Source organism: Citrobacter sp. Cf118 (assembly GCF_030334095.1).
Taxonomy (GTDB): domain Bacteria; phylum Pseudomonadota; class Gammaproteobacteria; order Enterobacterales; family Enterobacteriaceae; genus Citrobacter; species Citrobacter freundii.
On sequence record NZ_JAOWES010000049.1, the window covers coordinates 24,315 to 37,995 of the forward strand.

At 53.0% G+C, this 13,681-nt stretch carries 11 protein-coding genes and 4 tRNA genes; 13 read left to right on the forward strand and 2 right to left on the reverse strand.

Annotation, left to right across the window (positions count from 1 at the left end):
• The first annotated feature begins 15 nt into the window (after nt 1-15).
• The 13 genes from wecB to OGX67_RS01330 all read left to right on the forward strand — a co-directional run bounded on the left by wecB (nt 16) and on the right by OGX67_RS01330 (nt 10,832).
• On the forward strand, nt 16-1,146 hold the full coding sequence (wecB, locus tag OGX67_RS01270) for a non-hydrolyzing UDP-N-acetylglucosamine 2-epimerase (protein WP_194858112.1): 1,131 nt from the start codon (nt 16-18) through the stop codon (nt 1,144-1,146).
• Nucleotides 1,143-2,405 (forward strand): UDP-N-acetyl-D-mannosamine dehydrogenase, encoded by a 1,263-nt coding sequence (gene wecC / locus OGX67_RS01275; protein ID WP_071696993.1) that lies wholly within the window; start codon nt 1,143-1,145, stop codon nt 2,403-2,405. The genes wecB and wecC overlap by 4 nt, the downstream gene beginning before the upstream one ends.
• Complete coding sequence (rffC, locus tag OGX67_RS01280; RefSeq protein WP_003841192.1) at nt 2,402-3,079, forward strand: dTDP-4-amino-4,6-dideoxy-D-galactose acyltransferase; 678 nt, start codon at nt 2,402-2,404, stop codon at nt 3,077-3,079. The genes wecC and rffC overlap by 4 nt, the downstream gene beginning before the upstream one ends.
• A 4-nt stretch (nt 3,080-3,083) precedes the next feature.
• Nucleotides 3,084-4,214, forward strand: a complete 1,131-nt coding sequence (rffA, locus tag OGX67_RS01285) for a dTDP-4-amino-4,6-dideoxygalactose transaminase (RefSeq protein ID WP_257651978.1) — start codon at nt 3,084-3,086, stop codon at nt 4,212-4,214.
• 1 nt (nt 4,215) lies between these two features.
• Nucleotides 4,216-5,466, forward strand: coding sequence for a lipid III flippase WzxE (wzxE, locus tag OGX67_RS01290; protein WP_257651977.1), 1,251 nt, complete (start codon nt 4,216-4,218; stop codon nt 5,464-5,466).
• Nucleotides 5,463-6,542, forward strand: a complete 1,080-nt coding sequence (locus OGX67_RS01295; protein WP_054528917.1) for a TDP-N-acetylfucosamine:lipid II N-acetylfucosaminyltransferase — start codon at nt 5,463-5,465, stop codon at nt 6,540-6,542. Before wzxE ends, OGX67_RS01295 begins: the two co-directional genes overlap by 4 nt.
• Entirely contained in the window at nt 6,539-7,894 is a 1,356-nt protein-coding gene (wzyE, locus tag OGX67_RS01300; RefSeq protein WP_003017967.1) for an ECA oligosaccharide polymerase, read from the forward strand. The genes OGX67_RS01295 and wzyE overlap by 4 nt, the downstream gene beginning before the upstream one ends.
• Complete coding sequence (gene wecG / locus OGX67_RS01305; RefSeq protein ID WP_003017964.1) at nt 7,894-8,634, forward strand: lipopolysaccharide N-acetylmannosaminouronosyltransferase; 741 nt, start codon at nt 7,894-7,896, stop codon at nt 8,632-8,634. The genes wzyE and wecG overlap by 1 nt, the downstream gene beginning before the upstream one ends.
• 277 nt (nt 8,635-8,911) lie before the next feature.
• Nucleotides 8,912-10,297, forward strand: coding sequence for a bifunctional threonine/serine APC transporter ThrP (thrP, locus tag OGX67_RS01310; protein WP_003841199.1), 1,386 nt, complete (start codon nt 8,912-8,914; stop codon nt 10,295-10,297).
• Between the two features lie 102 nt (nt 10,298-10,399).
• Nucleotides 10,400-10,476 (forward strand) — tRNA-Arg (locus tag OGX67_RS01315).
• A gap of 56 nt (nt 10,477-10,532) precedes the next feature.
• Nucleotides 10,533-10,608: transfer RNA gene (locus tag OGX67_RS01320), tRNA-His, on the forward strand.
• A gap of 20 nt (nt 10,609-10,628) precedes the next feature.
• Nucleotides 10,629-10,714: transfer RNA gene (locus OGX67_RS01325), tRNA-Leu, on the forward strand.
• Nucleotides 10,715-10,755: 41 nt separating this feature from the next.
• Nucleotides 10,756-10,832: transfer RNA gene (locus OGX67_RS01330), tRNA-Pro, on the forward strand.
• 454 nt (nt 10,833-11,286) lie between these two features.
• On the opposite strand, the gene hemY is transcribed toward OGX67_RS01330, so the two are convergent.
• On the reverse strand, nt 11,287-12,486 hold the full coding sequence (gene hemY / locus OGX67_RS01335) for a protoheme IX biogenesis protein HemY (RefSeq protein WP_003017958.1): 1,200 nt from the start codon (nt 12,484-12,486) through the stop codon (nt 11,287-11,289).
• A gap of 2 nt (nt 12,487-12,488) precedes the next feature.
• The gene (gene hemX / locus OGX67_RS01340; RefSeq protein ID WP_257651976.1) at nt 12,489-13,664 is read right to left on the reverse strand and encodes a uroporphyrinogen-III C-methyltransferase; all 1,176 of its coding nucleotides are present in this window, start codon (nt 13,662-13,664) and stop codon (nt 12,489-12,491) included.
• Nucleotides 13,665-13,681: the final 17 nt, after the last annotated feature.

Genomic DNA, 13,681 nt, shown 5'->3' on the forward strand with positions numbered 1-13,681 from the left:
CCGAAGAGAATCGATGTGAAAGTACTGACTGTATTTGGCACGCGACCAGAGGCCATAAAAATGGCACCTCTGGTTCATGCGCTGGCAAAAGATCCTGATTTTGAGGCAAAAGTTTGCGTCACGGCGCAGCATCGGGAGATGCTCGATCAGGTGTTGAACCTTTTTTCCATTGTACCTGACTACGATCTCAATATTATGCAGCCAGGTCAGGGACTAACAGAAATTACCTGCCGAATACTTGAAGGATTAAAGCCTATTCTGGCTGATTTTAAACCTGACGTTGTGTTGGTTCACGGCGATACCACGACCACCATCGCTACTAGCCTGGCCGCGTTCTATCAGCGTATTCCGGTAGGGCATGTGGAGGCGGGTTTACGTACTGGTGATCTCTACTCTCCCTGGCCGGAAGAGGCGAACCGGACGCTGACCGGGCGTCTGGCTATGTATCATTTTGCGCCAACAGAAAACTCGCGCCAAAACCTGTTACGGGAAAACATTTCTGATAGCCGTATCTTCGTTACAGGTAATACGGTTATTGATGCGTTGATCTGGGTGCGCGACCGCGTACTGGCGAGCGATGCATTACGAGCTGAACTGGCAGAGCATTACCCTTTCCTGAGCTCGGATAAAAAGATGATACTGGTGACCGGTCATCGTCGGGAAAGCTTCGGTCGCGGTTTTGAACACATTTGCCATGCGCTGGCGGAAATTGCTGCGTCCAATCAGAACGTACAGATTGTCTATCCGGTGCACCTGAATCCTAACGTCAGCGAACCGGTGAATCGCATTCTGGGTCACGTTGAAAACGTCATCCTGATTGAACCGCAGGATTACATGCCGTTTGTCTGGCTGATGAATCACGCCTGGCTGATCCTTACCGACTCCGGTGGGATTCAGGAAGAAGCCCCATCTCTGGGGAAACCAGTACTGGTGATGCGCGAAACGACGGAACGTCCGGAAGCGATTACTGCAGGCACAGTACGTCTGGTAGGGACAGACCCGCAGCGTATTGTCGAAGAAGTCACGCGTTTGCTGCATGACGACAATGAATATCAGACCATGAGCCGCGCCCATAATCCGTATGGTGACGGGCAGGCATGTGACCGTATTTTACACGCGTTAAAAAATAATCGGATATCGCTATGAGTTTTACGACCATTTCTGTCATTGGGCTGGGTTATATCGGACTGCCGACGGCGGCTGCCTTTGCTTCCCGTCAAAAGCATGTGATTGGCGTAGATGTAAATCAACACGCGGTGGATACCATTAATCGCGGTGAAATTCATATCGTAGAGCCTGATTTGGGCGCCGTGGTGAAAACGGCGGTCGAAAATGGATTTCTGCGTGCGACCACAACCCCTGTAGATGCGGATGCCTATCTGATTGCTGTGCCTACTCCGTTTAAGGGGGAGCACGAACCCGATATGGTTTATGTGGAAGCCGCAGCCAAGTCTCTTGCTCCGGTGCTGAAAAAAGGCGCGTTGGTGATCCTTGAATCAACGTCGCCTGTCGGGGCTACCGAACAGATGGCCACATGGCTGGCTGAAATGCGTCCTGATCTGACTTTCCCGCAGCAGGTCGGGGAACAGACTGACGTTAACATTGCTTATTGTCCTGAACGCGTGCTGCCGGGTCAGGTGATGGTTGAACTGATTAAAAACGACCGCGTGATTGGGGGAATGACCTCCGTCTGTTCCGCGCGTGCTAGCGAACTGTACAACATTTTCCTTGAGGGTGAATGTGTCGTGACCAACGCCCGCACTGCGGAAATGTGCAAGCTGACTGAAAATAGCTTCCGCGACGTCAATATCGCCTTCGCCAATGAGTTGTCGCTGATTTGCGCCGATCAGGGGATCAACGTCTGGGAACTGATTCGCCTGGCAAATCGCCATCCGCGCGTGAATATTTTGCAACCGGGTCCGGGTGTTGGCGGGCACTGTATCGCGGTTGATCCGTGGTTTATCGTGGCGCAGAACCCGCAGCAGGCGAAATTGATTCGCACCGCGCGTGAGGTCAACGACGGTAAGCCTCATTGGGTGGTCGATCGGGTAAAAGCTGCCGTGGCCGACTGTCTGGCGGATACCAATAAACGGGCCAGCGAAGTGAAAATTGCCTGTTTTGGTCTGGCATTTAAACCGAATATTGATGATTTACGTGAAAGCCCGGCGATGGGAATTGCGCAAAGTATCGCGCATTGGCACAAAGGCGAAACATTGGTAGTGGAACCGAATATCCATCAACTGCCGAAAAAACTGGACGGTCTGTGCCAACTGGCAACGCTGGACGATGCCCTGGGAAGCGCCGATGTGCTGGTCTTGCTGGTCGACCACAATGAATTTAAAGCCATTAAAGGCGATGCGGTTCACCAGCAATATGTCGTTGATACCAAAGGGGTCTGGCGGTGAAAATCCGCGCCAGTATTGAGCCGCTTAGCTGGGAAAATACGTTCTTTGGCGTGCATAGCGCCATTGTGCGTTTTGACCAACACGCGTCGGTTCTGACTGCGGATGCGTTGCAGCCCTGGTCGCGGGTACAGGCAAAAATACCTGCCGCCAATACCCAAGCATTAGATGCCCTGCAACAGCTGGGCTTCTCACTGGTTGAAGGTGAAGTGGATTTTGTGCTGCCAGTGACGTGTGCGCATGGTGACCCCGGTGCGCAGGTCGCACAAACTACGGATATCCCTGCATTACGCCATCTGGCAGGACAGGCGTTCGCGCAAAGTCGTTTTCGCGCCCCGTGGTATGCCGCAGATGCCAGCGCGCGTTTTTATGCGCAGTGGATTGAAAACGCGGTGCTGGGGACGTTCGATCATCAATGCCTCGTTTTTCGTACACCAACAGGTGAGATTCGTGGCTATGTCTCGCTGCGTGAACTGAATGCGACCGAGGCGCGAATTGGCCTGCTAGCCGGGCGTGGGGCGGGAGCAGAACTGATGCAGGCCGCGCTTTGCTGGGCGCAGGCTCACGGTAAAACAGCACTGCGTGTGGCGACCCAAATGGGCAATACCGCCGCGCTTAAACGTTATATACACAGTGGTGCGAATGTGGAAAGCACCGCGTATTGGTTATACAGGTGACACGATGATTCCATTTAACGCACCGCCGGTGGTGGGCACTGAACTCGATTACATGCAGGCTGCGATGAACAGCGGCAAACTGTGTGGCGACGGCGGTTTTACCCGTCGCTGCCAGCAGTGGCTGGAACAGCATTTTGGCAGCGAGAAAGTATTGCTGACGCCTTCCTGCACCGCATCGCTTGAGATGGCGGCATTGCTGCTGGATATCCAGCCTGGCGATGAAGTCATTATGCCAAGCTATACGTTTGTCTCCACGGCCAATGCTTTCGTGCTGCGAGGCGCGAAAATTGTCTTTGTTGATATCCGCCCGGATACCATGAACATTGACGAAACGCTGATTGAAGCGGCGATCACCGACAAAACCCGCGCGATTGTGCCGGTGCATTACGCGGGCGTGGCCTGCGAAATGGATACTATTATGGCGCTGGCGACCAAACATAACCTGTTTGTGGTGGAAGATGCGGCCCAGGGCGTTATGTCGACTTACAAAGGTCGGGCGCTGGGGACGATTGGTCACATCGGTTGCTTTAGCTTTCATGAGACCAAAAACTATACCGCAGGTGGTGAAGGCGGCGCGACGCTGATTAATGATAAAAAATTAGTCGAACGTGCAGAGATCATCCGTGAAAAAGGGACAAACCGCAGCCAGTTTTTCCGTGGCCAGGTAGATAAATATACCTGGCGTGATATCGGCTCCAGCTATTTGATGTCCGATCTACAGGCCGCCTATCTGTGGGCGCAGCTGGAAGCAGCTGACCGCATTAACCAGCAGCGTCTGACGCTGTGGCAGAACTACTATGATGCTCTTGAACCGCTGGCGCGTGCCGGACGTATCGAGCTGCCTTCTGTACCGGACGACTGCGTGCAAAACGCCCATATGTTTTACATCAAGCTGCGCGATATCGACGATCGCACAGCGTTGATTAACTTCCTGAAAGAAGCTGAAATTATGGCGGTGTTCCACTATATCCCGCTGCATGATTGCCCGGCTGGCGACAAATTCGGCGTATTTGCCGGTGTTGATCGTTACACCACCAAAGAGAGCGAGCGTTTGCTGCGTTTACCGCTGTTCTACAACCTGTCGCCGGTCAACCAGCGAACGGTAATTTCGACCTTACTCAACTACTTCGCCTGAAATGTCGCTTGCTAAAGCGTCCTTATGGACGGCAGCCAGTACGCTGGTAAAAATTGGTGCGGGTTTGCTGGTCGTGAAGCTGCTGGCGGTGTCGTTTGGCCCGGCAGGCGTGGGGCAGGCGGGTAACTTCCGCCAGATGGTCACCGTGCTTGGTGTCCTGGCGGGGGCCGGCATTTTCAACGGCGTCACGAAATATGTTGCGCAGCACCATGACGATTCGACCCGGCTCCGCAAGGTCGTCGGTACATCTTCCGCGATGGTGCTGGGATTCTCTACGCTGATGGCGGTGATTTTTCTGCTGGCGGCCGCACCAATCAGTCAGGGATTGTTTGGTCATACTCATTATCAGGGGCTGGTAAGACTGGTTGCGCTGGTGCAGATGGGCATTGCCTGGGCGAATCTGCTGCTGGCGTTGATGAAGGGGTTTCGCGATGCGGCGGGTAACGCGCTGTCGCTGATTGTGGGTAGTCTGGTGGGCGTAGTGGCTTATTATGGCTGTTATCGCCTGGGAGGGTATGAAGGCGCTTTGCTGGGTCTGGCGTTAGTGCCCGCGTTGGTCGTTATCCCTGCCGCTATTATGCTGATTAAGCGCGGGGCGATTCCTCTGCATTACCTGAAACCCTCGTGGGATAACGGTCTGGCTGGACAGCTAAGCAAGTTTACGCTGATGGCGCTGATTACCTCCGTAACGTTGCCTGTGGCATACGTGATGATGCGAAACCTGCTGGCGGCGCAGTACAGTTGGGATGATGTGGGGATTTGGCAGGGGGTAAGCAGTATCTCTGATGCTTATCTGCAATTCATTACCGCTTCATTCAGCGTTTACTTGCTGCCGACGTTGTCGCGACTGACTGAAAAGCGCGACATTACGCGCGAGGTGGTTAAGTCGCTGAAGTTCGTGTTACCAGCAGTTGCCGTTGCGAGCTTTACCGTTTGGCTGCTGCGTGACTTTGCTATCTGGCTGCTTTTCTCCGCAAAATTCACCGCCATGCGCGATCTGTTTGCCTGGCAACTGGTTGGCGATGTACTAAAAGTTGGGGCGTATGTCTTTGGGTATCTGGTGATCGCGAAAGCATCACTGCGGTTTTATATTTTGGCTGAAATTAGCCAGTTCATGTTATTGACGGTGTTTGCTCACTGGCTGATCCCTGCACATGGTGCGCTGGGAGCGGCACAGGCTTATATGGCAACGTACATCGTCTATTTTTCTCTTTGTTGTGGCGTGTTTTTACTCTGGCGTAGGCGGGCATGACTGTACTGATTCACGTTCTGGGATCGGATATCCCTCACCATAACCAAACCGTGCTGCGGTTTTTCAACGACTCGCTTGCCGCGACGAGCGAGCACGCGCGCACGTTTATGGTTGCCGGTCAGGATGCGGGATTCAGTGAGAGCTGCCCGGCGTTATCGCTGAGTTTCTACAGCGGGAAAAAAGCGTTAGCCGAAGCAGTTATTGCGAAAGCAAAAGCGAATCGCCAACAGCGATTCTTCTTCCACGGTCAGTTCAACACCAGCCTGTGGTTGGCGCTGCTGAGCGGGGGAATTAAACCGACGCAGTTTTACTGGCATATCTGGGGTGCTGATTTATACGAAGTCTCCAGTGGGCTGAAATTCCGCCTGTTTTACCCGATTCGCCGCATGGCGCAGAACCGCGTGGGCTGCGTATTTGCCACTCGGGGCGATTTACGTTATTTCGCCGAGCAACATCCGCATGTACGGGGTGAGTTGCTCTATTTCCCAACGCGAATGGATCCTTCACTCAATAACATGAGCAATGATTGTCAGCGCAGCGGCAAGATGACGGTGCTGGTTGGCAACTCTGGCGATCGCAGCAATGAGCATGTTGCCGCGCTGCGTGCTGTCCATCAGCAGTTCGGCGACACGGTGAACGTGATTGTGCCGATGGGTTACCCCGCCAATAATGAGGCCTATATCGACGAGGTTCGCCAGGCCGGTATGGCATTATTTAGCGCTGATAATCTGCAAATTTTAAGTGAAAAGCTGGAATTTGATGCCTATCTAACATTATTGCGGCAATGCGATTTGGGTTACTTTATTTTTGCCCGGCAGCAGGGGATCGGTACCCTGTGTTTGCTGATCCAGGCGGGTATCCCGTGCGTGCTCAACCGTGAAAATCCCTTCTGGCAGGATATGGTGGAACAGAATCTTCCAGTGTTATTTACCACGGATGATCTCAATGAAGGCGTCGTACGTGAAGCGCAGCGCCAGTTGGCATCGGTAGATAAAAACACGATTACCTTCTTTAGCCCGAATTATCTGCAGCCGTGGTATAACGCGCTGCGCATTGCTTCAGGAGAAACCGTATGAGCCTGATGCAATTCAGCGGTCTGCTGGTAGTCTGGCTGCTCTCCACCTTGTTTATCGCCACGCTGACCTGGTTTGAGTTCCGCCGCGTACGTTTTAACTTCAATGTTTTCTTCTCATTGTTGTTCTTGCTGACGTTCTTCTTCGGATTCCCGTTAACCAGCATCCTGGTGTTCCGCTTTGATGTGGCAGTGGCTCCGCCGGAGATCCTGCTGCAGGCCTTGCTGTCAGCAGCCTGTTTCTATGCCGTCTACTACGTGACGTATAAAACGCGATTGCGTAAGCGAGTAGAGGGTAAGCCGCGCAGGCCGCTGTTTACCATCAATCGCGTTGAAGCCCATTTGACCTGGGTTATCCTGATGGCGATTGCGCTGGTGAGCGTGGGCGTCTTCTTTATGCACAACGGATTCCTGCTGTTCAGACTGCAATCCTATAGCCAGATTTTTTCCAGCGAAGTCTCTGGGGTCGCTCTGAAGCGTTTCTTCTACTTCTTCATTCCGGCCATGCTGGTGGTTTATTTCCTGCGTCAGGACAGCAAAGCGTGGTTGTTCTTCCTGGTGAGTACCGTCGCGTTTGGTTTGCTGACCTATATGATTGTGGGTGGGACGCGCGCCAATATCATTATCGCGTTTGCCATCTTCTTGTTTATCGGCATTATTCGCGGCTGGATTTCGCTGTGGATGTTGGTCGCAGCAGGCGTGCTGGGTATTGTCGGGATGTTCTGGCTGGCGTTGAAGCGCTACGGAATGAGCGTTAGCGGCGATGAGGCGTTCTATACGTTCCTGTACCTTACGCGCGACACCTTCTCGCCGTGGGAGAACCTGGCGCTGTTGCTGCAGAATTACCACAATATTGAGTTCCAGGGGCTGGCGCCGATCGTCCGTGACTTCTACGTCTTTATTCCTTCCTGGCTGTGGCCTGGGCGGCCGAGTATTGTACTCAACTCAGCGAACTACTTTACCTGGGAAGTGTTGAACAACCACTCAGGACTGGCGATTTCGCCGACGTTAATTGGTTCACTGGTGGTGATGGGCGGGGCGCTTTTTATACCATTAGGCGCGATTGTCGTTGGACTCATTATCAAGTGGTTCGACTGGCTGTATGAGCTAGGTAACCAAGAAACCAATCGCTATAAGGCGGCGATTTTGCACAGTTTCTGTTTTGGCGCCATTTTCAATATGATCGTGTTGGCACGTGAAGGGCTGGATTCGTTTGTCTCGCGAGTGGTCTTTTTCCTCGTGATTTTTGGCGTTTGCCTACTGATGGCAAAACTGCTGTTTTGGCTATTCGATAGCGCAGGACTCATCCATAAACGAATCAAGTCGCTGCCCCGGACACAAATTGAAGGATCGTAATGACAGATAACACAACTGCGCCGCTGTATTCGCTGCGCGGATTACAACTGATTGGCTGGCGCGATATGCAACATGCGCTGAATTACCTGTTTGCCGAAGGACACCTCAGGTCAGGAACGCTGGTGGCTATCAACGCTGAGAAAATGCTGACAGCAGAAGATAATCCTGAAGTGAGGGAGCTGATCAACGCCGCGGAGTTCAAATATGCGGATGGGATTAGCGTGGTGCGTTCGGTGCGCAAAAAATTCCCGCAGGCGCAGGTTTCACGTGTGGCCGGTGCTGATCTTTGGGAAGCGCTGATGGCGCGAGCTGGGCAAAACGGAACGCCTGTTTTCCTGGTTGGTGGCAAGCCTGAAGTTCTGGCGCAAACAGAAGCAAAACTACGTGCACAGTGGCGTGTGAACATTGTGGGTAGCCAGGATGGTTATTTTACCCCAGAGCAGCGTCAGGCGTTATTTGAGCGTATTCACGCCAGCGGCGCGCAAATTGTGACGGTGGCGATGGGTTCGCCGAAACAAGAGATCTTTATGCGTGATTGCCGCAAGACTCACCCCGACGCGCTGTATATGGGCGTGGGCGGCACCTACGACGTCTTTACCGGTCACGTTAAGCGTGCGCCTAAAATCTGGCAAAATCTGGGGCTGGAGTGGCTGTATCGCTTATTGTCGCAACCGAGCCGTATTACTCGACAACTTCGCTTATTACGCTATCTCCGCTGGCACTATACCGGCAACCTCTGACGCCCTCTCTCCTCTGATAAGTAGCGTGATCTGCTAATTACGCTACTTATTTACAACATAATCGCTGCTTTCTCGCACAATGTATTCATTTTTTGAATGCTTTAATTGCCATTTAAGCGATTTTAGGAAACCATTCGCAACAATCATTCCAGTGCCGTGGAGTTTTGACGCCAATCGCTAAGCGGTCGGTGTCGTATGGCCTGTTATGACATAACAAGATGTACCCATAACGAGAACCGGTAATACCGGACAGTATGCAAACACAACAAGAGGATTTATGGCCGAGAACAAACCTGAGCTACAGCGTGGGCTGGAGGCTCGTCACATCGAATTAATTGCCCTCGGGGGCACTATTGGCGTCGGGCTGTTTATGGGGGCCGCCAGTACCCTGAAATGGGCGGGACCTTCGGTTCTGCTGGCGTATATCGTCGCCGGGCTGTTCGTATTTTTCATTATGCGTTCTATGGGGGAGATGTTATTCCTCGAGCCGGTTGCCGGTTCATTCGCTGTTTACGCTCACCGTTATATGAGCCCCTTCTTTGGCTATCTCACCGCCTGGTCATACTGGTTTATGTGGATGGCGGTGGGGATCTCAGAGATTACCGCCATCGGGGTGTACGTCCAGTTCTGGTTCCCTGAAATGGCGCAATGGATACCCGCACTGGTCGCGGTCGGATTGGTTGCATTGGCGAACCTCGCCGCAGTTCGCTTGTATGGTGAAATTGAGTTCTGGTTTGCCATGATCAAAGTGACCACCATCATTGTGATGATCGTCATTGGGTTAGGGGTGATTTTCTTCGGTTTTGGTAATGGCGGTCAGGCTATCGGCTTTGGCAACCTGACCGAACACGGCGGTTTCTTTGCCGGTGGTTGGAAGGGTTTCCTGACGGCATTGTGTATTGTCGTGGCTTCTTACCAGGGCGTGGAGCTGATCGGCATTACTGCAGGTGAAGCGAAGAACCCACAGGTCACGCTGCGCAGCGCGGTAGGTAAAGTGCTGTGGCGTATCCTGATTTTCTACGTTGGCGCAATTTTTGTTATCGTCACTATTTTCCCGTGGAATGAAATTGGCAGCAACGGCAGTCCGTTTGTTCTCACCTTTGCCAAGATTGGTATTACCGCCGCGGCGGGGATTATTAACTTTGTGGTCCTGACGGCGGCGCTGTCGGGTTGTAACAGCGGCATGTACAGCTGTGGGCGTATGCTCTACGCGCTGGCCAAGAATCGCCAGCTCCCCGCCGCTGTTGGGAAAGTTTCTCGCCATGGCGTACCGGTTGCCGGCGTGGCCATTTCTATCGCGATCCTGCTGATTGGTTCGTGCCTGAACTACATCATTCCCAATCCGCAGCGCGTGTTTGTTTATGTCTATAGCGCCAGCGTGTTGCCGGGGATGGTGCCGTGGTTTGTGATCCTGATAAGCCAGCTGCGTTTTCGTCAGGCGCATAAAGCGGCGATTGCCAGTCATCCATTCCGCTCCATTCTGTTCCCGTGGGCGAATTATTTGACGATGGCGTTCCTGATTTGCGTATTAATTGGCATGTACTTTAATGAAGATACCCGAATGTCGCTTTTTGTTGGCATGGGTTTCTTACTGGCCGTGACGTTCATTTATAAGGTTTTTGGTCTGAATCGTCATGGCACAGCCCATAAATTGCGGGAATAAGCGACAAAACGCACAAACCATGACCAAACGATAATTTATTTTAAAAAAGCACTAGACAGAAGACCGAGACCTCCGTAATATCCAGCCCCGCAACGGCGCTAAGCGCCCGTAGCTCAGCTGGATAGAGCGCTGCCCTCCGGAGGCAGAGGTCTCAGGTTCGAATCCTGTCGGGCGCACCATTTAGTAGGGTGCCAGAGCTGCGGTGGTTTTAATACCGCGTAAAAGATTTGCAGTGGTGGCTATAGCTCAGTTGGTAGAGCCCTGGATTGTGATTCCAGTTGTCGTGGGTTCGAATCCCATTAGCCACCCCATTAATTTAAAGTTGTGAAATGCGAAGGTGGCGGAATTGGTAGACGCGCTAGCTTCAGGTGTTAGTGTCCTTAGGATGTGGGGGTTCGAGTCCCCCCCCTCGCACCACGACTTAAAGAATTGAACTAAAAATTCAAAAAGCAGTAAAACGGCGAGTAGCGCAGCTTGGTAGCGCAACTGGTTTGGGACCAGTGGGTCGGAGGTTCGAATCCTCTCTCGCCGACCAATTTTGAACCCCGCTTCGGCGGGGTTTTTTGTTTTCTGATTTTCCCTTCTCAGCCTTTATTCCCGCGAATTACCTGATGTCTTAAAAAGTCCGAATACCTGGTTTTTGCAGTGCAATCGTGGCATGCCTTGTGCAATAATATGCGGGTAGATGCTCATTCCATCTCTTATGTTCGCCCTCTGGCCTCATAAACTCAGGAATGATGCAGAGCCATTTACGGTGCTTATCGTCCACAGACAGATGTCGCGTAGCCTCATCAAACACCATGGACATAACGTTGAGTGAAGCACCCATTTATGTTGTCATACAGACCTGTTTAACGCCTGCTACTTACCGAGCGGGCGTTTTTTTATGCATACACAAAATCCTTCGAACTGCTTCTCGAATGATTTTGTGTATACGATTGAAAAATATGTAGGCCCGGTAAGCGAAAGCGCTACCGGGCATTCAGGAGTTACTGCGGGGGATTGTTGTTCTGCAACGTCAACATCAGGCCATCACGACGCATGGTGGCGGCTTCTTCCGGCTGATGCAGTCTGTCCAGCGCGTCAGCAAGCCAGGCGTAGTCATAGGCATCCGGGCGCTGTTTGAGAGCGGCACGGAAGGCGAGCGTGGCTTCCTGCCATTCCCCATGCTTCATTAACGACTGACCCAGTGTACTCCACAGCAACGGGCGATCGCCCACGGCTTTAATCTGCTGGCGCAGCACTTTTTCTATCTGTTCCGGATTATTGGTTTTCAGACGCGGGATCGGCAACACCAGACGGTCATCGTACTGACGTTTCAAACCATCAATGATGACCTGCTGCGCCGTATCGTGATCGTCACACTCAATCAGATGTTCAGCCATTGCTACCTGCAAAGCAACCTGATGACGAGTTTTACGGTTCTGGTTTTTCCACCATGCACGCAGCCCCTCGCTGCCCTGATCGGCGCGGACCTGATCCATCAAGCCAACCCATGCCTGTTGTTCCAGCATGGCGCGGTGCTCGTCATCACCCACATGCGCTTTTGCCATGGATGGGATGATATCCAGCAAGGAACTCCATGCGCCGGTGCGAATGTAGGCCTGCTCAGCCAGACGCAGCACTTCCGGATGACGTGGCGTTACTTCCAGCAGTTTGTCTATGCTGTGGCGTGCGGCGTGATTTTCATTACGCGCCAGTTGCAGGCGAACGCGAGCGATTTCTACCGGGATCGTATCATTTCCCGCCAGTTCGGCAGCACGCTCAAGGTGTTGGTTGGCGCGAGCTTCGTCACCGCGCTGCTGAGCCGCTTCTGCCGCCAGCAGGTAATTCACTACTGGTTGTTCTGCATGATCGGCATTTTTCGACATCAGCTTCTCAACCTGCTGATAGTCACCTTCTGCCAGTTTGAGCAGCGCCTGTTCGGTCTGCTTACGGGCGCGACGACGTTTACGACCCACAAACCACCCACGGGTATGTGCGCCGGTGCGGAAAATTCGGCGCAACAGCCATTCAATCGCAAACAGGACGACCATGGCGACGATCAGGATGATCACCAGGCCCGTCACGCTGGTTTCGATATTGTAGTTATCCGTCTGGATCAGCACATAGCCCTGATGACCGGCTATCATCGGACCGACGACGATCCCGGCGATCAACAGCACAAAGAGCAACAATACTTTTAGCATCATTATTCTCCTTGCGGCGCGGTTGCCGGAGCGTCTGTCGAAGGCGCTGGCGCTGCTGCTACCGGTGCTGTGGCAGGTTGCGCCAGTAAATTACGTACGCGGGTCTGCATTAACTTGTCGAGAATAGCCTGACTCTGCAGCGTTTCCGGGACATCCATACTGATGCTTTGCTGGCTCAGTTGGTCTACTTCTTCAAGGAACGCTTTGGTCGCTGCATCGTCGGTGTCGTAGTAAGCACGCACCCATGTGGAGACATTTTCCAGCGCCTGGCGGTATGTCTCTTCCTGATGACGCGGCACGGCCTGGGCCGCTACTAACAGGCGGGAACGGATATTTTCACGTAAGTAAACGTCCTGGTTCGGTGCCAGCAGCGGTACGGCAGTTTCATCACGACGGCGCACGGTGATAAAGCTGTCCATAAAGTTCTGCCAGCTTTTTTGCAGATTGACACGCCATTCGCTAATCGAGCTGGAAAGCTCGCTGCTGTCCGAGTCCATCGGTGAATCGTCGGAGTCGTTGTCGGCCAAACGCAGGTTATCGATCTGATTAGAGAGCTGATTCACTTTCAGGATAATGCCGTCATAGTCGACCTGAGTCACCGCGGAGAGGCTCGCGATATCGTCAGTAATCGCACGTCGCGCGGTAATTAAGCTCGGGTCGTTCATATCTGCCAGACTGGCATCGGCGCTTTTCAGCAGCGCGGCGGCGGTGGTGACGTCCTGATCGCTCCATAATTTGCGACCAGCCAGTTTCACCAGGAAATCAGCCTGCGCCAGCAGCCATGTTCCAGCATCGCTGCCGGAGATGGTGGCGACTTTTTGCTGGACTTCATCAAGCTGTTTGACCAGCGCGGCCTGCTGGCGAGTGGCTTCATCCAGCTGTGTTGCCTGCTGTTTAATAATACCTTCCAGCTCAGCTTTCTGGCTTTCCTGCGCTTTTTGCAGTGCCGTCAGCCGGTTCGCCAGCGCATCGCTGGTTGCCGTTTGTGTTGTTGCCTGTTGTTTCCCCCAGCCGTACAGCCCAACGCCTGCTGCCAGCGCAATAGCAATCGCCACAGCGCTCAGAATCAGCGCCGTGCTGTTCTTACTCTTTTTTTCAGTATTAACTGGCTGTGACGTGGTTTCCACGGCCTCCCTGGTCTCTTCAACCACGGCGGAGGATTTTTCTTGTTCCGTCATTATGGCATCCCATTATG